Here is a 22462-nt window from a genome sequence, read left to right on the forward strand (position 1 = left end):
AGGATGACTATTTGGGATCGCCACATTATGGCCTTTGGACTTGGACGACTATTCACTGCCGATATGGCGATTGATTTGGGCACCGCAAACACGCTGGTCTATGTGCGTGGCAAGGGCGTTGTTCTTAACGAACCCTCCGTGGTGGCTTATCAAGTCAAGGACGGCCTGAAAAAGGCACTGGCCTTTGGCGAAGATGCTAAGCTGATGCTGGGCCGCACCCCTGGTTCCATTCAGGCGATCCGTCCGATGCGGGACGGGGTGATTGCAGATTTTGATGTTGCGGAAGAGATGATCAAACATTTCATTCGCAAAGTGCATAAAAGCACGACTTTCACTAAGCCAAAGATTATCGTTTGCGTGCCGCACGGGGCCACCCCCGTTGAAAAGCGTGCAATTCGTCAGTCCGTGTTGGGCGCAGGCGCGCGTAAGGCGGGCCTGATCTCAGAACCCATCGCAGCCGCCATTGGCGCAGGGATGCCCATCACAGACCCAACGGGCAACATGGTTGTTGATATTGGCGGTGGCACCACAGAGGTGGCGGTCTTGTCACTTGCAGATGTGGTCTATGCCCGCTCCGTTCGGGTCGGCGGCGACCGCATGGATGAGGCGATCATCTCCTATCTGCGCCGTCAGCATAATTTGCTTGTTGGAGAAAGCACGGCTGAGCGGATCAAAACAACCATCGGCACGGCAGTCATGCCGCGTGATGGCAAAGGGCAAGTTATGGCAATCCGTGGTCGTGACCTTTTGAATGGGGTTCCAAAAGAGATTGAACTGAACCAAGCCCATGTGGCAGAGGCGCTGTCTGAACCTGTGCAACAGATTTGCGAGGCGGTGATGAGCGCGCTTGAAGCGACACCACCAGATTTGGCGGCCGATATCGTAGATCGCGGGGTTATGCTGACAGGCGGCGGCGCGCTCTTGGGCGAATTGGATCTAGCGTTGCGTGAACAGACTGGCCTCGCCATTTCCATTGCGGATGAAAGCCTCAACTGCGTGGCACTTGGCACCGGCAAGGCGCTTGAATATGAAAAGCAACTCCGCCACGCCATTGATTACGAGTCGTGATTGGGTCAGTCTTCTGTCTAAGGGCAGAGAGGCTGAGGCGAGATGACAAGGTTATGCGGATATGGCACGGGATAGACACGAGGAAAATCTCGCCAATCCAACACGCCGCCTTTTGGTGGTCATTCTGATCATCATCCTTTTTGGGTTCATTTTGCTGTGGCGCATTGACAACCCGCGCGCAGAACGCATCCGCGCCGCTGTGGTAGATCGTATCGTTCCAAACATGGAATGGGCCATGGCACCCGTTACTGGGCTTGCGCGGATGGTCGATGATTTCCAATCCTACGCGCGCCTCTACGAACAGAACGAACAGCTGCGCCGCGAGTTGCAACAGATGCGCGCATGGCGCGAGGCGGCGATTCAGCTTGAGCAAGAAAATGCCCGCCTTTTAGATTTGAACCGCGTTCAGCCTGACCCATCGCTGACCTGGATTTCAGGGATTGTTTTGGCTGATAGCGGATCGCCGTTCCGCCGCTCGGTTCTGCTGAACGTGGGCGCGCGCGATGGGGCCGAAGACGGATGGGCCGCCATGGACGGGCTTGGCTTGGTCGGACGGATCGCGGGCCTTGGGGAACGCACAGCGCGCGTTTTATTGTTGACCGATAGCAACAGCCGCGTGCCTGTATTGATTCAACCGTCAGGGCAGCAGGCCCTCCTGACAGGCGACAACAGTGCCGCCCCGCTTATTGATTTCATCGAAACCCCCGAAGACATCGCCGCAGGGGATCGTATCGTGACATCGGGCGCGGACGGATTATACCCTGCGGGGCTGTTGGTTGGCCAAGTGGTCGTTGACCCAGAACGCGACCTGCGCGCACGGCTTGCTGCTGATTTTGGTCGGCTGAATTTCCTGCGGGTCATGCGCAACCCCGATGTTGTGCCGCTCAATGACAGCGACACATTGATCGGCCCCCCCTTGCCAGAAAATGGGGAAACAGAGGATCAGATTGAAGCCGACCCCGTGCCAGAAACCGCCGCAACACAAGACACGGAGGGGGATGGCACATGACCGACCCTTTGACCCTCCGCATATGGATTTATCGGGCTTATTATCTGGCGCTCTGCCTGTTCATCCTTCTATGGCAAATCCTGCCCTTAGGTTTTGACAAAGGCAGTCTGCCAAGCCCTGACATGATCATGGGCCTAACCCTTGCTTGGCTGCTCAGGCATCCCAATGTTGTCCCGCTTGGGGCTATTGCCATCGTTTTCCTGATCTCAGACTTTTTGACCCATGCGCCTGTCGGCTTGGGTGCGCTGCTGATAGTCTTAGCCACCGAAAGTCTGCGCAAACGCCAGCCGCAAATCGAAAACATGACATTTCTCAGCGAGGTCGGCACAGTAACCGCCGTGATCTTGGCTGTTACTTTGGCCGAGCGGGTGCTTTTGACATTGCTTTTGGCGGATCAGCCCCCCTTTGGTGAGGTGGTCTTGCACGCGATTGTGACCATCGCAGCCTACCCCGCGCTGGTTGTGATCTCGAAATATTTGCTCGGTTTGGATAGACTATCCGCCGCAGACCCAAACAATGTTTAACCATGGCCAGCAGTCAGAAACGCAAAAACCAAGATAATAACGCGCAAATGTCTCGCCGCGCGTTGGTTTTGGGTGGGCTTATGAGCACCACCTGCCTCGTGCTGGCAGGGCGCATGCGCTATTTGCAACTTGAGCGGGCTGATGATTTTCGGCTTTTGGCCGAAGAAAATCGGATCAACCTCCGTCTGTTGCCCCCTGCGCGTGGGGTGATCTATGACCGCCATGGAACAGTTCTGGCAGACAACTCGCCCAATTACCGCATCACGATGGTGCGCGAGGATGCGGGGGATGTGGATTTGGTGCTGTCGCGCTTAAGCCGCATTGTGAATATCGACCGCGCGAAACTAGATCGCGCACGTGACGAGATGATGTCCCGCCCGCCCTTCGTGCCTGTCACCATTGCAGATCGTCTATCATGGGAGGAGTTCTCTCTGGTTTCGGTCAATGCCCCCGCACTTCCAGGGATCACGCCTGATGTGGGATTGTCGCGGGATTACCCGCTTGGGGCAGATTTCTCTCACGTTGTGGGCTATGTGGGGCCTGTCTCGGACTATTATCTTGAGACAACAGGGGACACGGATCCCGTGCTGCAAATCCCAGATTTCCAAGTCGGGCGCTACAATGTCGAAGCGCGGCTTGAGGATGTCTTGCGCGGGCGCGCAGGCAGCAAGCGGGTCGAGGTGAACGCCGCAGGTCGCGTGATGCGCGAGCTTGACCGCAGTGAAGCCCAACCTGGTGCGGATGTGCAACTGACGGTTGATGCCTATCTCCAAAACTATGCCGAAGCGCGGCTTGAGGGCGAAAGCGCGGGCGCGGTGGTGATCGACACCCAAAATGGCGACATTCTCGCCTTGGCCTCAGCACCTACCTATGATCCGAACCTCTTTGTGCGCGGCATCCCATCGTCCATCTGGGAAACGCTGAACACCGACCCCTACCGCCCCTTGGCCAATAAAGCCACGCAAGGCCTCTACCCGCCCGGATCGACCTATAAAATGGTCGTGGCCTTGGCCGCGCTAGAGGCAGGGTTAATTGATCCCTCCGACACTGTGTTTTGTGGGGGATCCCTACAGTTGGGCAATCGGCGTTTCCATTGCTGGAAGCGGGGCGGCCATGGTCACATGGATATAGTGCAAAGCATCGCGCAAAGCTGTGACGTCTATTATTACGATCTTGCGCAACGCGTTGGCATTGATGCCATTTCCGCCATGGCCGAAAGGCTGGGCTGCGGCGTGCGCCATGATGTGCCCCTTTCAGGCGTGGCCACGGGCATTGCACCCACGATGGATTGGAAATTATCCAACCGTGGCGAGCCATGGGTGATGGGCGACACGCTCAACGCGTCAATCGGTCAGGGCTTTGTTCTTAACTCACCGTTACAACTGGCTGTAATGACCGCGCGCCTTGCCTCTGGCCTAAACCTTAATCCGCGTCTTATTCGCAGCGTAGACGGGGTAGGACCTGATTACCCTGCTATCACGCCTTTGGATGTAAATCCTGCCAATCTGGTAAAAATTCGCGATGGGATGTTTGAAGTCTCAAATGGCGCACGCGGCACGGCCTTGGGCAGCCGCACGGTTTTGCAGGACTATTTGATTGCGGGCAAAACAGGCACAAGCCAAGTGCGCAATATCACCGCCGCCGAGCGGGCCGCAGGCGTGATCCGCAATGAAGACCTGCCGTGGGAGCGGCGCGATCATGCACTTTTTGTGGGCTATGCCCCCGCCCATGCACCACGCTATGCCATTGCCCTGATTGTGGAACATGGCGGCGGTGGGTCGGCGGCAGCAGCGCCCCTTGCGCGCGACATTTTGCTTTATGCGATGTTTGATGATCTGCCCCCGCTTGACGCATATCCCGCCAACCAACGCGCGGCAGTGCAAGAGCGTCACGCCGCCATGACCCTTTTGCCACGGCGCGGCAGTCCAGATGCCCCAACATCTGGCACCACAGGGACAAGCCGCGCATGAGTTTTTCACTCTACCAGATCAATACGATGCCAAGCGGGTGGCGCAAGGTTCTGTATTTCAACTGGCCGCTTGTGTTGCTTCTGACCCTTGTGGCCTGCATCGGGTTTATGATGCTTTATTCGGTTGCGGGGGGCTCAACACGACCTTGGGTCATTCCGCAAGTGCAGCGTTTCGCGCTCGGCATGGCTGCAATGTTCATCATCGCGCTAATCCCAATTGCCTTTTGGCGGATGGTGTCATGGTTGGGCTATGCGTTCTCGCTTGTGTTGCTGCTCGTGGTCGAGTTTTTCGGCACGGTCGGTATGGGCGCACAACGATGGATTGACCTTGGTGGGTTCCGCTTGCAACCCTCCGAATTGGCGAAAATCACCATCGTGATGGTCTTGGCAGCCTATTATGCGCGCCTCGATACCACGAAGAAATCGCATCCGCTCTATATCCTGCCGCCCCTGCTCTTGATCTTGGTGCCTGTGTTTTTGACCCTCAAGCAGCCCGATTTGGGCACAGCCCTCCTGCTGCTTTTGGGCGGTGGCGCGGTGGTTTTTGCCGCGGGCGTTCACTGGGCCTATTTTGGCGGGTTGATTGCGGCGGGCGTGGGCGCGGTCTTTGCTGTGTTCGCATCACGCGGCACATCATGGCAATTGATCAAAGATTACCAATTCCGCCGCATCGACACCTTCCTCGATCCAACCCAAGACCCGCTTGGCGCCGGATACCACATCACCCAAAGTCAGATCGCGCTTGGATCGGGCGGGTTTTCTGGACGGGGATTTATGGAAGGCACGCAAAGCCGCTTAAACTTTTTGCCCGAAAAACACACCGATTTCATCTTCACGACCTTGGCTGAGGAATTTGGCTTTATCGGTGCATCCTCCCTCCTGTTTATCTATCTACTGATTGTAGCCTTGTGTATTTGGACGGCCCTTTCCACCAAAGATCGCTTTGCCTCGCTGCTTAGCATTGGGATTGCAGCAACCTTTTTCCTCTACTTCGCGATCAATATGGCAATGGTCATGGGGTTGGCCCCCGTGGTGGGCGTGCCTTTGCCGCTCGTCTCTTATGGCGGCTCAGCAATGATGGTGCTTTTAGCAGCGTTTGGTTTGGTGCAATCGGCCCATATCCATCGTCCACGCTAAAGTGAAATTGGCGGGTTTTCCCGCCCTGCGCCCTCTGATAGCCCTAATCGCATCTCATATTTCAGGAGCAGGCCATGCCATCCCCCACCATCCTTTTCGCTGCAAAATCTGAAAAATGGGCGGAATATGAACCCGCACTGCGCAAGGCGTTGCTGAAGGCAGGGGTTGATGCCACGGGCCTAACCACTGAAGCTGACCCAGCTGAGGTGGATTATATCATCTACGCCCCCAATTCGGGGCTACAGGATTTTACCCCCTTCACCCGCGCAAAGGCAGTGCTGAGCCTTTGGGCAGGGGTTGAGGATATTGTCGGCAATGAAACAATCACCATGCCGCTTGCCCGCATGGTCGATTATGGCCTAACGCAAGGTATGCTCGAATTCGTCACGGGTCATGTGCTGCGTTATCACCTCATGATTGACGATTTCCTTGCAGGGCAAGATGGGGTCTGGCGCCCCAATTTGGTGCCGCCCTTGGCGCGGGATCGCAAGGCGACCATCTTGGGTCTTGGTGTATTGGGCGCGGCTGCAGCGCAAAGCCTTGCGCGGATTGGCTTTGATGTCGCAGGCTGGTCGCGAAGCCCCAAATCAATCGAAGGCATCGCCTGCTATCATGGTGAAGACGGGCTTTTCGATGCAATGCGCCATGCCGAGATTTTGGTAACACTTCTGCCCGACACCGCCGCCACGCGCGGGCTGATCAATCAAACCACCCTCGCCGCCCTGCCCCATGGGGCCAAGATCATCAATCCAGGACGTGGCAGTTTGATCGAGGATACCGCGCTTTTGGCCGCCCTTGATACAGGCAAGATCGCAGCGGCCACTTTGGATGTTTTCACCATCGAACCCCTGCCTGCCTCACATCCCTATTGGCGCCATCCACGGGTCACTGTAACCCCGCATATCGCCTCTGCCACAAGGGCCGAGACGGCATCGGAAACCATTGCCGAGAATATCCGCCGTGGTGAGGCGGGCGAGGCCCTCTTGCATCTGGTGGATCGCGCGGCAGGGTATTAGGCAGCAAAAAGCCCCCATCCTATGCAGCCAAAACGGGGGCGTTTCGCGATCGTGTTCTCAGTCGTTTGTGGGGATCAGAGATCCACCAACAAACGGCGTGGGTCTTCCAGTGCATCCTTGACGCGGACAAGGAAGGTCACCGCGCCTTTGCCATCGACAATGCGGTGGTCATAGGACAACGCCAGATACATCATCGGGCGGATTTTGATCTCGCCATTGATGACCATGGGGCGGTCTTGGATTTTATGCATCCCCAAAATACCCGATTGTGGCGGGTTCAAAATGGGCGAGGACATGAGCGAGCCGTAAACCCCACCATTCGAAATGGTGAACGTGCCGCCCTGCATCTCGGCCATAGACAGCTTGCCATCACGCGCGCGCTTGCCCTTTTCGACAATCGCCTTTTCGATTTCGGCAAAAGACATCTGATCGGCGTTACGGATCACTGGCACAACCAGACCCTGCGGCGTGCCTGCCGCGATGCCCATATGAACGAAGTTTTTGTAGACGATGTCGGTGCCATCGATTTCAGCATTCACCTCAGGCACCTCTTTCAAGGCGTGGATACAGGCCTTGGTGAAGAAGGACATAAAGCCCAAACGCGCGCCGTGCTTCTTTTCGAACTCGTCTTTATAGGCGTTGCGCAAGGCCATCACCTCGGTCATGTCCACCTCGTTATAGGTGGTCAGGATCGCTGCGGTGTTTTGCGCATCCTTCAGACGCTTTGCAATCGTCTGGCGCAGACGGGTCATTTTGACCCGTTCTTCACGGGCAGCATCCTCGGCGGCCACAGGCGCACGCGGGGCGGCGGCAGGGGCAGCAGCAGGCGCTGCAGCGGGGGCAATTGCGGCCTTCAAAACATCTTCTTTCATGATGCGTCCATCCTTGCCCGAGCCTTGAACAGCCGCGGGGTCAATGCCTTTTTCCGCCATCAGCTTTTTGGCTGATGGGGCATCTTCTACATCCCGACCGCTGCTTGTCGGTGCAGCGGCAGGGGCGGCGACAGCCGCGCCATCGGTGGAAATGACACCAAGCTGCCCGCCTGCATTTACGGTCGCACCTTCGGCCGCATCAATGCGCGCCAAAACACCTGCAGCGGGGGCGGGAACCTCGACCGACACTTTGTCCGTTTCTAATTCACACAGCATCTCGTCTTGCGCGACCGTATCGCCGATCTGTTTGAACCATGTGGCGATGGTGGCTTCGGTCACAGACTCGCCCAACGCGGGAACCATAATATCGAGCGATGCACCCGAAGACGCAGCGGCCGCTGGCTTTGCGGCAGGGGCCGCAGCAGTGGTGCCTGCACCCGAGGCCGCAATTGTGGCGAGCAAGGCATCAACGCCAACCGTCTCGCCCTCGCCCGCAACGATCTCGCCCAATGTGCCTGCGGCGGGGGCAGGAACCTCAACGGTCACTTTATCGGTTTCCAATTCGCACAGCATCTCATCCTGCGCGACTGTATCCCCTGGTTTTTTGAACCAAGTTGCCACGGTGGCCTCGGTCACGGATTCGCCCAAAGTGGGCACGCGGACTTCTGTCGCCATTGTCTTTACCCTTCGATCGTCAGCGCTTCGTTGATGAGCGCGGTTTGCTGTGCTTTATGTTGTGAGGCTAGGCCAGTCGCAGGCGAAGCCGAAGCGGCGCGGCCTGCATAAGTGGCGCGACTATGGGTTGCCCCAATCCGTGTCAGAACCCATTCAAGATTTGGTTCAACGAATGTCCAAGCCCCTTGGTTTTTCGGCTCTTCCTGACACCAGACAATCTCTGCGGTCTTAAAGCGCTCCAATTCCTTCATTAGCGACATCGCAGGGAATGGGTAGAACTGTTCAAGACGCAAGAGATAGACATCATCCAGACCACGCGCATCGCGCTCTTCAAGCAGGTCATAATAAACCTTGCCTGAACTGATCACGACACGGCGGATTTTGTCGTCTGATTTCAGCTTGAGATCCGAATTACCATATTGGGCATCATCCCACAGCACACGGTGGAAGGAAGACCCTGTTGTGAACTCCTCCGCCCATGAGACGGCCTTTTTATGCCGCAAAAGGGATTTCGGCGTCATCAGAACCAATGGCTTACGGAAGCTGCGATGGATCTGGCGGCGCAAGATATGGAAATAATTGGCGGGTGTGGTGCAATTGGCCACAATCCAGTTGTCTTGACCGCACATTTGCAAGAACCGCTCAAGACGCGCGGAGGAATGTTCGGGGCCTTGGCCCTCAAACCCGTGCGGCAACAGCATCACCAATCCAGACATCCGCAACCATTTGCTTTCGCCCGATGAGATGAATTGGTCAAACATGATTTGCGCGCCATTGGCGAAATCGCCAAATTGCGCTTCCCACATGACCAAGGCATTCGGTTCCGCAAGGCTGTAGCCATATTCAAAGCCAAGCACCGCATATTCGGACAGCATCGAGTCGATGACCTCGTAGCGCGCTTGGCCCTCACGAATGTTATTGAGAGGATAATAGCGTTCCTCGCTCTCCTGATGGATCAGGCCCGAATGGCGCTGGCTGAATGTGCCACGGGTGCTGTCTTGGCCTGCAAGGCGAACTGGATATCCTTCGGTCAGCAAGCTGCCAAAGGCCAAAGCCTCGGCAGTGGCCCAATCAAACCCTTGGCCCGTGTCGAACATCTCTTGTTTCGTTTCCAAAAGACGCGCCACGGTCTTGTGCAGCACGAAGTTCTGGGGCGCGGTCACCAAGGCCTTGCCGATCTCTTTCATCGTCTTGGGCTTAATTGCCGTCTCACCGCGCTGGTAATCCTCGCCCTCACGATTGAGATGGCTCCAACGGCCATCAAGCCAATCCGCTTTGTTGGGCTTATATTCCTTACCTGCCTCAAACTCGTCATTCAGACGGGCTTGGAAGGCCGCCTTCATATCTTCGATTTCACCTTCGGGGATCAGCCCGTCTTGCACCAAACGCTCGGTATAGAGCTGCAAGGTCGTTTTGTGCTTCTTGATGCGGTTATACATCATCGGGTTGGTGAACATCGGCTCATCGCCTTCGTTGTGACCAAAGCGGCGATAGCAGAAGATATCAATCACAACATCTTTGCCGAATTTCTGACGGAATTCCGTAGCAACTTTTGCAGCATGAACAACGGCTTCGGGATCGTCCCCGTTGACATGGAAAATCGGCGCCTCAACCATCAAAGCAATATCTGTCGGATAGGGCGAGGAACGGCTGAAATGGGGCGCAGTGGTGAAGCCGATTTGGTTATTCACCACGATATGGATTGTGCCACCCGTCCGGTGACCGCGCAGGCCCGAAAGCCCCAAGCCTTCTGCAACCACACCCTGCCCCGCAAAGGCCGCATCACCATGCAAAAGGATACCCAAAACTTGGTGACGTTCTGTGTCGCCCAATTGATCTTGCTTGGCGCGCACTTTGCCCAGAACAACGGGGTTAACCGCCTCAAGGTGGCTTGGGTTCGCGGTCAAGGAAAGGTGGACAGTGTTATCATCAAAAGTGCGATCCGAAGACGCGCCCAAGTGATATTTCACATCCCCTGATCCATCGACATCTTCAGGCTTAAAGCTGCCGCCTTGGAATTCGTTGAAAATCGCGCGGTAAGGTTTGCCCATCACATTGGCCAAAACGCTGAGGCGCCCACGGTGGGGCATGCCAATCACGATTTCTTTCACGCCAAGTGCGCCACCGCGTTTGATGATTTGCTCCATCGCGGGGATCAACGCCTCGCCACCATCAAGGCCGAAACGCTTTGTGCCCATATATTTCACATGGAGGAATTTCTCAAAACCTTCGGCCTCGACCAATTTGTTCAAGATGGCCTTACGGCCTTCTCGGGTAAAGGCGATCTCTTTGCCATAACCCTCAATCCGCTCTTTGAGCCAACTGGACTGCTCAGGATCGGAGATGTGCATATATTGCAGCGCGAATGTGCCACAATAGGTGCGCTTCACGATCTCCATGATCTGGCGCATTGAGGCCATTTGCAGGCCCAAAACATTGTCGATGAAAATCGGACGATCCATATCCGCATCGGTGAAACCATAGCTGCGCGGATCAAGTTCTGGGTGGGGGGTCTGGTCACGCATGCCAAGCGGGTCGATATCGGCAATCAAATGACCACGGATACGATAGGCGCGGATGATCATAAGCGCGCGGATACTGTCCAAAACTGCGCGCTGCACCTGTGCATCCGTCAACTCGATGCCTGCATCTGCCGCCTTTTCGCGGATTTTCTTTTCGGCGCCTTTGACTTCGACCGCTGCGGCAGGCCACTCGCCCGTGAGCGCATGGGTCAAATCATCGGCAGGCTGCAGCGGCCAGTCACCACGCGCCCAAGAGGGGCCTGCGGCCTCGGCCTTTGCGTCAGCCGGTGCATCGCCAAGCGAAGCAAAAAACGTCCGCCAACTTTCTTCGACCGAATTTGGGTCTTGCGCATAGCGCGCGTAAAGCTGTTCGAGATATTCGGCATTATGCCCCTGCATAAAGCTAGAGGCGTGGAAGATATCATTCGGGCTTTGTTCAGTCATGACCGCACCTGAGAAATGGAATAGCCCCGCACGATCAAATTGAGCGCGCGAGGCAACTGTGTTTAACCGATTGCTTTGAGAACCGCTTCACCAAGGGTTGCGGGGCTGTCTGCCACCACGATCCCTGCGGATTTCATCGCTTCGATCTTATCTTCTGCGCCACCTTTGCCGCCGGCAACAATTGCGCCAGCATGACCCATACGGCGGCCTTGAGGGGCCGTGCGCCCTGCAATAAAGCCCGCAACAGGCTTCTTGCGGCCACGCTTGGCTTCGTCTTTGAGGAATTGCGCCGCTTCTTCTTCCGCGGAACCACCGATTTCACCGATCATGATAATCGACTGGGTTTCATCGTCCGCCAAGAACCATTCCAACACATCCAAGTGTTCGGTGCCTTTGATGGGGTCACCCCCGATGCCGACACAAGTGGACTGACCCAGACCTACATCTGTGGTTTGCTTCACCGCCTCATAGGTCAAGGTGCCAGAGCGCGACACCACACCAACCGACCCACGGCGATGGATATGACCCGGCATGATGCCGATTTTGCAGGCGTCAGGTGTAATCACACCGGGGCAGTTTGGCCCGATCAACTTGGAGGATGAATTCTCCAAAGCACGCTTGACCTTCATCATATCCAGCACAGGGATGCCTTCGGTGATGCAGATGATCAATTCCATCTCGGCATCAATCGCCTCAAGGATGGAATCAGCCGCAAAGGGCGGTGGCACATAAATCACCGATGCGTTTGCTTCGGTCTTGGCTTTCGCCTCATGCACGCTGTCAAAAACGGGCAGGTTAAGATGGGTCTGACCGCCTTTACCAGGGGTCACACCACCAACCATTTTTGTGCCGTAAGCAATCGCCTGTTCAGAGTGGAACGTGCCTTGGCTTCCCGTGAAACCCTGACAAATGACTTTTGTATTTTCATCGACAAGAACAGCCATAAGCTCAGCCTTTCACCGCTTTAACGATTTTCTGGGCCGCGTCCGACAGATTGTCAGCCGCGATCACATTGAGGCCAGAAGTGTTGATGATCTCCTTGCCCTTCTCCACGTTTGTGCCTTCAAGGCGCACGACCAGTGGCACCTGCAGACCCACCTCTTTCACTGCGGCCACAACGCCTTCGGCGATGATGTCGCAGCGCATAATGCCGCCAAAGATATTCACAAGAATACCTTTTACGTTGGGGTCAGAGGTGATGATTTTGAACGCCTCGGTCACCTTTTCCTTGGTTGCACCGCCGCCCACATCAAGGAAGTTCGCGGGCTCAGCGCCATAGAGCTTGATGATATCCATCGTGGCCATTGCAAGACCCGCGCCGTTGACCATACAGCCAATCTCGCCATCAAGCGCGATGTAGTTCAGGTCAAATTTGTACGCGGCCAATTCTTTGGCGTCTTCTTCGGTCTCATCACGCAGCGCAGCAATATCTGCATGGCGATAAATGGCGTTGCCATCAAAACCAACTTTCGCGTCTAGCACCTTGAGGCTGCCCTCGTCCGTCACGATCAGCGGGTTGATTTCCAACATCTCCATATCCTTCTCAACGAAGGCCTTATAGAGGATGCCCATCAGGCTTACGCATTCTTTGACCTGCTTGCCTTCAAGGCCAAGCGCAAAGGCAATGCGGCGCCCGTGGAAGGCTTGGTATCCAGTGGCAGGATCAACAGCGAAAGACAGGATTTTCTCTGGTGTCTTTGCGGCCACATCTTCGATATCCATGCCGCCCTCAGTGGAGCAGACGAAGGAGATACGGCTCGATTGGCGATCCACCAAAAGGGCGAGGTAAAGCTCGCGCTCAATGCCCGACCCATCTTCGATATAGATGCGGTTCACAACTTTGCCGACTGGGCCAGTTTGATGGGTCACAAGGGTGCGGCCCAACATCTTTTTGGCTTCGGCTGCGGCCTCTTCGACCGACTTGGCAAGGCGTACGCCGCCTTTTTCGCCCGCATCGGATTCTTTGAACTTACCCTTGCCGCGACCGCCTGCGTGGATCTGCGCCTTGACCACCCAAAGCGGGCCATCCAATTCGCCCGCTGCGGTTTTGGCCTCTTCGGCTTTTAGAACAACGCGGCCATCACTGACCGGTGCGCCGTATTGGCGAAGCAAGGCTTTCGCCTGATATTCATGAATGTTCATGAAACTGTCCCGTGTGTTGCTGTCGTTTCACGGCGTGTAAGCACATCCCGCTGCATAAAATAAACGGCAATCTGCCCAACAGCTTAGTTTTAAGCGCAAAATTCGACATTTGTGATCACAGAAAAAATAAGCGTGATCACAAATGGGTTTCCAAGGCAGGGCTGCGGCCTACTCGCCTTAAGAGTGTATTAACTTTGCCGACTCACCATTCATCAAAACCAAAAAAGGCGGCGCAAAGCGCCGCCTTTTAGATAAGCTTTGGAATTCTCCACTTAGATCAAGCGAGGCTCTCATCGATGCCTTTACAAGCATCCACAAGACCCTTCACGGCAGCGACAGAATTGTCGAACATCGCTTGCTCATCTTTGGTCAGCTTGATCTCAACAATGCGCTCAACACCGCCTGCACCGATGACTGTGGGAACACCAACATACATGCCTTTCAGGCCAAACTGGCCATCACAATAGGCCGCGCATGGCAAAACACGCTTCTGGTCTTTGAGGTAGGCTTCGGCCATCTCAATCGCGGATGTCGCAGGCGCATAGAATGCAGAGCCCGTTTTCAAAAGACCCACGATTTCAGCCCCACCATCACGGGTGCGCTGCACGATGGCATCCAAGCGATCCTTCGTTGTCCAACCCATTTCAATCAGGTCAGGCAAAGGGACACCTGCAACTGTTGAGTAGCGCACAGAAGGCACCATCGTGTCACCATGGCCGCCCAAAACAAACGCTGTCACGTCTTTCATGGACACATCAAACTCTTCCGCCAAGAAATGGCGGAAGCGCGCGCTGTCCAAAACGCCTGCCATGCCGCAAACCTTTTCATGCGGCAGGCCAGAAAATTCGCGCAAGGCCCAAACCATCGCGTCCAATGGGTTGGTGATACAGATCACAAAGGCATTGGGCGCATGATCGCGAATGCCTTCGCCAACAGATTTCATGACTTTGAGGTTGATCCCCAAGAGATCATCGCGGCTCATGCCAGGCTTACGAGGAACACCTGCAGTCACAATGCACACATCAGAGCCCGCGATATCGGCGTAATCATTCGTGCCCTTGAGCTTGGCATCGAATTTTTCAGAAGGCCCAGATTCGGCGATATCAAGGGCTTTGCCCTGTGGGGTGCCCTCGGCGATATCAAAAAGGACAACGTCGCCCAATTCTTTTAGCGCCGCGAGATGGGCAAGCGTGCCGCCAATCTGTCCTGCGCCGATCAGTGCAATCTTAGGTCTGGCCATGAGAAATGTCTCCGGATCCGTGTTGAAACTGAAGCGACCCCTACATCCGCCCCTGCCTCGTTGCAAGTCTCTGCGCTGCGGCACAAAGCGCATGACGCACCATATGCGGCCCGAGCATCGGGGGTTCCCCTTCACTCAAAACACTGTATTTTGGTCATAATTCAGCGAACAAAGAGGACAAAATGCTAGAGGGATGGCTATGGCTGCTGGCGGCATTTGCGGTCTTTGTAGCAGGCATGTCAAAGGGCGGATTTGGGTCTGGCATTGGGTTTGTTTCGTCAGCGATTCTCGCTGTCGTGCTGGAGCCAACCCACGCCTTGGCCCTTATGCTGCCCCTTCTGATCATCATGGATTTCTCAGCCCTCAAACCCTATTGGAAGCAATGGGATGGCCCCTCAACCCGGGTGCTTGTGATTGGGTCTGTCTTTGGCTGTATCGCTGGGATCTTACTGTTCAAAATCATCTCAGCTGATGCGCTGCGCCTCATGATTGGGGCGATTGCATTGCTCTTTCCCCTATTTCAACTGGCGCGCGCGCGGGGGTGGATTTCCCCGCAACCGCGCGATTTCTCAAGTCGGGATGGCATCATCGCGGGCATCGCAGCAGGCTTCACAAGCTTTATTTCCCACGCAGGCGGGCCTGCGGTAGCGGTGTTTATGCTGTCGCAACGTAATGTGGGAAAGACATTATACCAAGCGACCACGGTTATTGTGTTTTGGGCAATAAACCTGATGAAATTCGCAAGCTACGCCTATCTTGGCCTCTTCTCATGGGACTTGATGGGCGATGTGGCGCTGCTTGCCCCTGTTGCCATTATCGGCACATGGGTGGGTGTTAAGGCCCATCACGCCATCCCAGAGCGGCTATTTTTCGGCATCACCTATGTCGCATTGGTGCTGACAGGCGTGAAGTTAATTTACGATGGGCTATTCTGACCAGCAAGGCATGCGAAATAAAATTTCTTATAGATGCGTCAAAACGTAACTTGCGGTCGCACGCCCATCCTGCTTTCTATGCTGCAACGCAGAATCAATCAGCCCAAAGGGAGCCATATGTCCGATCCATCCGCACGCAGCACCCGCCCTTATCGCTCCGTTCTCTATATTCCTGCCTCTAAGGAACGTGCCTTGGAGAAGGCGCAGACGCTTCCAACTGATGCGATTATCTTTGATCTTGAGGATGCGGTCGCCCCTGATGAGAAAATAGCAGCGCGTCACATTCTTAAAAATCGCCTGCAACTGGGCGGCTATGGCAAGCGCGCACAAATCGTGCGGATCAACGGCAGCGACACGGTCTGGGGCAAGGATGATCTGGTGGCTCTCGCCGCGATTGGCCCTGAAGCGATCTTACTGCCAAAAGTGAACACCGCCGCGGATATTGAGGCAGTTGCGGCCCTACTCGACACAATACCCGCAGCGCGGGATACCCAGATTTGGGCGATGATGGAAACGCCACTGGGCATCTTGAATGCCGCCGCGATTGCCGCAGCCCCGCGCATGGCCGGTTTCATCATGGGCACGAACGATTTGGCCAAGGATCTAGGATCGCGCACCAGAGGCGCGATGCATTTCGCGCTGCAATCCTGCCTCATGGCCGCACGCGCCCATGGGATTGTCTGTATTGATGGGGTTTATAACGCGTTCAAGGATGAAGATGGTCTTCATGCCGAATGCCTTGAGGGGCGCGATTGGGGCATGGATGGAAAAACCTTGATCCATCCCGCGCAGCTTGAGATTGCTAATAAGGTCTTTTCTCCGTCTGTGCCTGAAATTGACCTCGCCCGACGACAGATAGACGCCTATGATGCCGCCATCGCGCGTGGCGAGGCGGTCGCGGTTGTAGATGGTAAAATCGTTGAAAACCTCCATGTCGAGACAGGCCGTGCCATGCTTGCAAAAGCAGAAGCAATCGCAGAATTGGAGCAAATTTAATGGGCTATCTCCTTCTCATCCCTGGGCTTGTCCTGTTCGCGGGCGGGCATTGGGTCAAACGGCTTGCACCTGATTTTCGTGCCAACATGGGGGATCCTAAAGGTCGGCTGATCCTGACCCTTGCGATGCTTGCAGGTGTTGTGCTGATGATCATCGGCTATCGTGCAGCACCCGTTGTGCAGTTTTGGTCACCCCCAGCCTTCTTCACTCATATCAACAATCTTTTGGTGCTGATCGCGTTTTGGTTGTTCGCGCTTTCGCACATGTCAGGCACCCTCTCGGCCCGCATCCGCCACAAACAACTGTCTGCGATTAAGGCTTGGGCTATTGCCCATCTCTTGGTGAATGGCGATTTGGCCTCAATCATTTTGTTTGGGGGAATGTTGGCTTGGGCCGTGGCCTCAGTCATCATCATCAATCGCCAAGATCGCGATTGGGTGCGTCCCGCCAATCCAAGTATCGTCAAGGACATCTTGGCCTTTGTCATCGGGATCATCGTAATGGGCATTGTGGGCTATATCCACACATTACTGGGGTATTTCCCCTATGGCTGAGGCAAACGTAATTTATAGGCTTCTCACCGAAGAGGACACATCGGCCTTCTGCCACAAAGTGTCGAATGCGCTAGCGAAGGGATGGGTGCTCTATGGCAGCCCATCCTATGCCTTTGATCCAAGCACCAACAAAATGCGCTGCGCGCAGGCAGTGACAAAGACAATCGCAGATGCCTATCACCCCGATATGAAACTCGGTCAGCAATGAACACGCAAAGGAATGGCGGCATGAAAACCAATTCTGGCAATTTTTTCGAGGATTATCGCCTCGGCCAAGTGATTGAGCATGCCGTTCCGCGCACAGTTTCGGATGGAGAGCGGGCTCTCTATCACGCGCTCTATCCTGCACGCCACGCGTTGCATTCCTCTGATGCTTTTGCCCAATCCTGCGGGCTAGCTCAAAGCCCATTGGATGACCTGATCACCTTCCATATCGTCTTTGGCAAAACTGTGCCAGATATTTCGCTCAATGCCGTTGCTAATTTGGGCTATGCTGAGGGGCGGTTTTTGCAGCCCGCCTACGCAGGTGACAGCCTGACCTCAAAAAGTCAGGTCATTGGCCTCAAGGAAAATTCCAACGGCAAATCTGGCGTGGTCTATGTGCGCACACAAGGCAGCAATCAAAATGGCGATGTGGTGCTTGATTATGTGCGTTGGGTCATGGTGCGCAAAAACAATCTTGATGCCGCCGCACCAGAAACCGTGATCCCAGATTTGGCAAAGGTCATTGCACCAGACGATTTGGCTATTCCCCAAGGCCTTACTTTCGCCAATTACCCGACCACTCTGGCAGGAGAGCCGCATCTTTGGGGAGATTATGAAATTGGCGAGGTGATCGACCATGTGGACGGCGTCACCATCGAGGAGGCCGAACATATGATGGCCACCCGCCTATGGCAGAATACGGCCAAAGTGCATTTTGACGCGACCTTCCGTGATGACGGCCAGCGATTGATCTATGGGGGACATGTCATCTCCATGGCGCGGGCTTTGTCCTTTAATGGCTTGGCCAATGCGCAGATGATTGCAGGCATAAACGCGGGTGCCCATGCCAACCCATGCTTTGCAGGCACGACAATCCGCGCGTGGTCTGAAGTGTTGGACAAAGCTGAGACTGCATCGCCAGATATCGGCGCGCTGCGCCTTCGATTGGTTGCCACCAGCGCGGCAGGCACCGCAGGACAGCTGCGCGATGAGGCAGGCAAATATCTGCCCCATGTGTTGCTTGATCTGGATTACTGGACACTCATGCCACGCTGAGATTCCACAGAAATTTAGTGAACACAGGATTTCTCAATGTGATCACAAAGGGCCAACTGCGGCAATAAATCACCTAATTTTGCCCTTAATTCACCTGTTAGCGTTCACTCCCCCCGTGACAGGGGCGAAAATTCGGGTATGGATGGTCGTTGAACAGACGACCAGACCAAGACAGCCTGAGAGGGTTCCCAGAATGGCAGACGTAAATCGGGGCAATCGCCCTTTGTCGCCGCATTTGCAGATTTATCGCAAACAGCTCAATTCCGCGACATCAATCCTAAACCGCATCACGGGTATCGCGATGCTTGGCTCGGCTTTGCTTATCGTTTGGTGGCTATTGGCCGCAGCGACAGGGAAGGCCTATTTCGATCTCGTGGACGGGCTGATGACATCGATGCTTGGAGATGTCGTGATGACGCTTTCCGTATTGGGGCTGTGGTATCACACGCTTGGCGGACTGCGTCACCTGATCTGGGACACTGGCCGCGGGCTAGAGCTTGAGGCAGCAGACCGCATGGGATGGGCCATGATTGTGGGCGCGGTGGTGCTGACCATTCTCACCCTCATCTTTGTCTAAGGCAGGAAAGGCATAGGTTATGAAATTCGCAACAGACCGCAAACGCGTGATCGGCCTTGGTTCTGCTCGCTCAGGCACAGAACATTTTTGGACAATGACCCTCACCTCGGTGGCGCTCATGGTTCTGACCCCGCTTTTCGTGTTCACCTTCGGGCCACTTTTGAGCCAACCTTATGACGCGGTGATCGCAGCTCTCGGTCATCCGCTGCGCGCGCTGATTATCGCGCTGATGTTGATCGTGGGCCTCCACCATTTCCGCCTCGGCATCCAAGTGGTGGTTGAAGATTACACCGGCGGCTTGACCCGCAAAGGCCTTCTCATCGCCTTTTCGATCATCTCCTACGGGCTGATGGCGATCGGGCTTTTCGCGATTACAAAACTCGCGTTATGAACAGACAAACAGGAGCAGACGGAACATGACCGCTTCCTACGAAATTCATCACCACAGCTATGACGTTGTCGTTGTTGGCGCGGGCGGATCGGGCCTGCGTGCGACCTTGGGCATGGCAGAACAGGGTCTTAAGACCGCCTGTGTGACCAAGGTTTTCCCAACCCGTTCTCATACTGTTGCGGCACAAGGGGGCATCGCAGCCTCACTTGGCAATATGGGGCCTGATAGTTGGCAGTGGCATATGTATGACACAGTCAAAGGGTCGGACTGGCTTGGCGATACGGATGCGATGGAATACCTCGCCCGTGAAGCGCCCAAGGCGGTTTATGAATTGGAACATTATGGCGTTCCATTCTCGCGCACCGAAGAAGGCAAGATTTATCAACGCCCCTTTGGCGGCCATACCACTGAATTTGGCGAAGGCCCGCCCGTGCAGCGCACGTGCGCCGCCGCAGACCGCACAGGTCACGCGATTTTGCACACACTCTACGGCCAGTCGTTGAAGAATAACGCGAATTTCTACATCGAATATTTCGCAACTGATCTGATCATGTCTCAAGACGGTCAGTGCCAAGGCGTTCTGGCTTGGAAATTGGACGATGGCACGCTGCACGCCTTCAATGCCAAGATGGTCGTTCTGGCCACAGGCGGTTATGGCCGCGCCTATTTCAGCGCAACCTCAGCGCATACCTGCACAGGCGACGGCGGCGGCATGGTCGCGCGTCATGGTCTGCCCCTGCAGGACATGGAATTCGTTCAATTCCACCCCACGGGGATTTACGGCGCAGGCTGCTTGATTACGGAAGGCGCGCGCGGCGAAGGCGGCTATCTGACCAACTCAGAGGGCGAGCGGTTCATGGAGCGCTATGCCCCAACCTACAAGGATCTAGCGTCACGCGATGTGGTTTCACGCTGTATGACAATGGAAATCCGCGAAGGCCGTGGCGTTGGTAAGGAAAAGGATCATATCTTCCTGCACCTCAACCACCTGCCGCCCGAAACCTTGGCAGAACGTTTGCCCGGCATCTCGGAAAGCGCACGGATTTTTGCAGGCGTGGACGTAACACGCGAACCAATCCCCGTGCTGCCGACTGTGCATTACAATATGGGCGGCATCCCCACCAATTATTGGGGCGAGGTCTTGAACCCCACCAAGGACAATCCCGATGCGGTGGTTCCTGGCCTGATGGCCGTGGGTGAGGCAGGCTGCGCCTCGGTGCATGGTGCCAACCGCCTTGGATCAAACTCGCTGATCGACCTTGTAGTCTTTGGCCGTGCTGCCGCAATCCGCGCAGGCAAGGTTGTCGATCCTAACACCCCTAACCCTGCGTTGAACCAAGCCAGTCTTGATGCAGCTTTGGCTCGCTTTGATGGGTTGCGCCATGCGAAGGGCACGGTCGCCACAGCCGAATTGCGCCTTGAGATGCAGAAAACCATGCAGGCCGATGCGGCTGTTTTCCGCACCGATAAGACCCTTTCGGAAGGGTGCGCAAAAATGGAGGCGGTCGCCGCCAAGATGGATGACCTATCAGTCACCGATCGCAGCCTCGTGTGGAACTCAGACCTGATGGAAACATTGGAACTGACCAACCTGATGCCAAACGCCTTGGCCACCATCGTCTCGGCTGAGGCGCGGAAAGAGAGCCGTGGTGCACATGCGCATGAGGATTATCCCGACCGCAATGACAAAACATGGCGCAAGCACAGCCTTGCGGTGGTTGAGGATCAAAAAGTGGCGCTCGATTATCGCCCCGTTCATCTTGACCCGCTGACCACGCATGAAGAAGGCGGGATTGACCTCAAGAAAATTGCCCCGAAAGCGCGGGTTTACTAAGGGAGAATGCGGTGGGACTGCAGGCCATGATACGTACTAGGCCCCTCCTTGCTGTGGCGCTGATGGCCGCCTGCACGCCCCCCGCACCGCCCACATTGGCGCAGGCAGAAGCACAATGCCGCCAACGCGCAGACGCGGCGACACGACCGCAAACCCAGATTGCGGTCGGTGTTGGCACTGGCGGCACATCTGCGGGTATGCAAATCGGCCTTTCCTCAGACTACCTCGCAGGGCGCGACCCCGGAGATGTCTACACCACCTGCGTTATCAGATTGACGGGCCAAGCGCCCGAAACACCCCTCTACCCCGAAACGGGCAGCCAGTGAGACGGAGACGACCATGGTAGAACTCGCACTTCCAAAGAATTCGCATATCACAACGGGCAAAACTTGGCCCAAGCCCGAGGGGGCTACAAACCTGCGCAAATTCCAGATTTATCGCTGGAATCCCGATGACGGGCAAAACCCCCGTGTCGACACCTATTGGGTGGATATGGACAACTGCGGGCCGATGGTTTTGGACGCGCTGATCAAGATCAAAAACGAGATCGACCCAACGCTCACCTTCCGCCGTTCGTGCCGCGAGGGAATTTGTGGGTCTTGCGCGATGAATATTGACGGGATCAACACACTGGCCTGTATCTATGGCATGGATGAGATCAAGGGCGATGTGAAAATCTATCCGCTGCCCCATATGCCCGTGGTCAAGGATTTGATACCCGACCTGACCCATTTCTACGCGCAGCACGCCTCGATCATGCCTTGGCTTGAGACGAAAACGCAGCGCCCTGAAAAGGAATGGCGCCAATCCGTCGAAGACCGCAAAAAACTGGATGGGCTTTATGAATGTGTGATGTGCGCTTCCTGCTCCACCTCCTGCCCTAGCTATTGGTGGAACGGCGATCGCTACCTTGGACCAGCCGCGCTTCTGCACGCCTATCGGTGGATCATCGACAGCCGTGACGAGGCCACGGGCGAGCGTTTGGACGAGCTGGAAGATCCGTTCAAACTCTATCGCTGCCACACGATCATGAACTGCACCAAAACGTGCCCCAAAGGCCTAAATCCCGCCAAGGCTATCGCCAATATCAAAAAGATGATGGTGGAACGGCAGTTATGAGGTGAAAGAAAAAGGGGCCCAAAGGCCCTTTTAGTTTTCAGCACTATGTTGACAGACAATAAATTTGTAGCCGCTCATAGGAATCCGAAATCACATAAATCAAATCCGCGTAGCTCAATATCGCATAAAAAGCGCCTTCTTGCTCAAATACCACTTCTCCATTTGAGACGGAGAATTG

21 protein-coding genes are annotated in these 22462 nt (G+C 55.5%); 16 read left to right on the top strand and 5 right to left on the bottom strand.

The window, feature by feature from the left end; genetic code table 11:
• Nucleotides 1–3 precede the first annotated feature (3 nt).
• From AAC637_RS05975 to AAC637_RS06000, 6 genes are all read left to right on the top strand, one after another.
• Entirely contained in the window at nucleotides 4–1068 is a 1065-nt protein-coding gene (locus AAC637_RS05975) for a rod shape-determining protein (RefSeq protein ID WP_445322713.1), read from the top strand.
• Between the two features lie 61 nt (nucleotides 1069–1129).
• A complete protein-coding gene (gene mreC / locus AAC637_RS05980) occupies nucleotides 1130–2077 on the top strand; it encodes a rod shape-determining protein MreC (RefSeq protein WP_340302731.1) in 948 nt (315 codons plus the stop codon).
• Nucleotides 2074–2601: a rod shape-determining protein MreD gene (locus AAC637_RS05985; RefSeq protein ID WP_340302732.1), complete on the top strand. Its 528-nt coding sequence runs from the start codon at nucleotides 2074–2076 to the stop codon at nucleotides 2599–2601. The genes mreC and AAC637_RS05985 overlap by 4 nt, the downstream gene beginning before the upstream one ends.
• A gap of 2 nt (nucleotides 2602–2603) precedes the next feature.
• Entirely contained in the window at nucleotides 2604–4571 is a 1968-nt protein-coding gene (mrdA, locus tag AAC637_RS05990; RefSeq protein ID WP_340302733.1) for a penicillin-binding protein 2, read from the top strand.
• Nucleotides 4568–5707 carry a rod shape-determining protein RodA gene (gene rodA, locus AAC637_RS05995; protein WP_340252593.1) on the top strand — a complete coding sequence of 380 codons (1140 nt, stop codon included), beginning with the start codon at nucleotides 4568–4570 and terminating at the stop codon, nucleotides 5705–5707. Before mrdA ends, rodA begins: the two co-directional genes overlap by 4 nt.
• 74 nt (nucleotides 5708–5781) lie before the next feature.
• Nucleotides 5782–6723, top strand: a complete 942-nt coding sequence (locus AAC637_RS06000; RefSeq protein ID WP_340302734.1) for a 2-hydroxyacid dehydrogenase — start codon at nucleotides 5782–5784, stop codon at nucleotides 6721–6723.
• Nucleotides 6724–6797: 74 nt separating this feature from the next.
• Here the strand turns inward: AAC637_RS06000 and odhB are convergent, their stop codons facing one another.
• From odhB to mdh, 5 genes are all read right to left on the bottom strand, one after another.
• A complete protein-coding gene (gene odhB / locus AAC637_RS06005; protein WP_340302735.1) occupies nucleotides 6798–8270 on the bottom strand; it encodes a 2-oxoglutarate dehydrogenase complex dihydrolipoyllysine-residue succinyltransferase in 1473 nt (490 codons plus the stop codon).
• 5 nt (nucleotides 8271–8275) lie between these two features.
• Complete coding sequence (locus AAC637_RS06010) at nucleotides 8276–11236, bottom strand: 2-oxoglutarate dehydrogenase E1 component (protein ID WP_340302736.1); 2961 nt, start codon at nucleotides 11234–11236, stop codon at nucleotides 8276–8278.
• 62 nt (nucleotides 11237–11298) lie between these two features.
• Nucleotides 11299–12180 carry a succinate--CoA ligase subunit alpha gene (gene sucD / locus AAC637_RS06015; RefSeq protein ID WP_340302737.1) on the bottom strand — a complete coding sequence of 294 codons (882 nt, stop codon included), beginning with the start codon at nucleotides 12178–12180 and terminating at the stop codon, nucleotides 11299–11301.
• 4 nt (nucleotides 12181–12184) lie between these two features.
• A complete protein-coding gene (gene sucC, locus AAC637_RS06020; protein WP_340302738.1) occupies nucleotides 12185–13378 on the bottom strand; it encodes an ADP-forming succinate--CoA ligase subunit beta in 1194 nt (397 codons plus the stop codon).
• 277 nt (nucleotides 13379–13655) lie between these two features.
• Complete coding sequence (mdh, locus tag AAC637_RS06025) at nucleotides 13656–14618, bottom strand: malate dehydrogenase (RefSeq protein ID WP_340302739.1); 963 nt, start codon at nucleotides 14616–14618, stop codon at nucleotides 13656–13658.
• A gap of 182 nt (nucleotides 14619–14800) precedes the next feature.
• Here mdh and AAC637_RS06030 point away from each other — a divergent pair, with 182 nt between their 5' ends.
• The 10 genes from AAC637_RS06030 (at nucleotide 14801) to AAC637_RS06075 (ending at nucleotide 22284) form a co-directional block, all read left to right on the top strand.
• On the top strand, nucleotides 14801–15553 hold the full coding sequence (locus AAC637_RS06030; RefSeq protein WP_340302740.1) for a sulfite exporter TauE/SafE family protein: 753 nt from the start codon (nucleotides 14801–14803) through the stop codon (nucleotides 15551–15553).
• Between the two features lie 117 nt (nucleotides 15554–15670).
• Nucleotides 15671–16549, top strand: coding sequence for an HpcH/HpaI aldolase/citrate lyase family protein (locus tag AAC637_RS06035; protein WP_340302741.1), 879 nt, complete (start codon nucleotides 15671–15673; stop codon nucleotides 16547–16549).
• Nucleotides 16549–17103, top strand: coding sequence for an NnrU family protein (locus AAC637_RS06040; protein ID WP_340302742.1), 555 nt, complete (start codon nucleotides 16549–16551; stop codon nucleotides 17101–17103). Before AAC637_RS06035 ends, AAC637_RS06040 begins: the two co-directional genes overlap by 1 nt.
• Complete coding sequence (locus AAC637_RS06045; protein WP_340302743.1) at nucleotides 17096–17311, top strand: DUF1737 domain-containing protein; 216 nt, start codon at nucleotides 17096–17098, stop codon at nucleotides 17309–17311. Before AAC637_RS06040 ends, AAC637_RS06045 begins: the two co-directional genes overlap by 8 nt.
• A 20-nt stretch (nucleotides 17312–17331) precedes the next feature.
• Nucleotides 17332–18363 (top strand): MaoC family dehydratase, encoded by a 1032-nt coding sequence (locus AAC637_RS06050; RefSeq protein ID WP_340302744.1) that lies wholly within the window; start codon nucleotides 17332–17334, stop codon nucleotides 18361–18363.
• A gap of 193 nt (nucleotides 18364–18556) precedes the next feature.
• Nucleotides 18557–18940, top strand: coding sequence for a succinate dehydrogenase, cytochrome b556 subunit (gene sdhC / locus AAC637_RS06055; protein ID WP_340261790.1), 384 nt, complete (start codon nucleotides 18557–18559; stop codon nucleotides 18938–18940).
• 19 nt (nucleotides 18941–18959) lie between these two features.
• The gene (gene sdhD, locus AAC637_RS06060; protein WP_340302745.1) at nucleotides 18960–19331 is read left to right on the top strand and encodes a succinate dehydrogenase, hydrophobic membrane anchor protein; all 372 of its coding nucleotides are present in this window, start codon (nucleotides 18960–18962) and stop codon (nucleotides 19329–19331) included.
• 25 nt (nucleotides 19332–19356) lie between these two features.
• Nucleotides 19357–21165, top strand: coding sequence for a succinate dehydrogenase flavoprotein subunit (gene sdhA, locus AAC637_RS06065; RefSeq protein WP_340252619.1), 1809 nt, complete (start codon nucleotides 19357–19359; stop codon nucleotides 21163–21165).
• A gap of 26 nt (nucleotides 21166–21191) precedes the next feature.
• Nucleotides 21192–21491, top strand: coding sequence for a hypothetical protein (locus AAC637_RS06070; RefSeq protein WP_340252621.1), 300 nt, complete (start codon nucleotides 21192–21194; stop codon nucleotides 21489–21491).
• A 13-nt stretch (nucleotides 21492–21504) separates the two neighbouring features.
• Entirely contained in the window at nucleotides 21505–22284 is a 780-nt protein-coding gene (locus AAC637_RS06075) for a succinate dehydrogenase iron-sulfur subunit (protein WP_340302746.1), read from the top strand.
• Nucleotides 22285–22462: the final 178 nt, after the last annotated feature.

The sequence above is a fragment of the Roseobacter sp. HKCCD7870 genome, assembly GCF_037830315.1.
GTDB lineage: Bacteria > Pseudomonadota > Alphaproteobacteria > Rhodobacterales > Rhodobacteraceae > M30B80.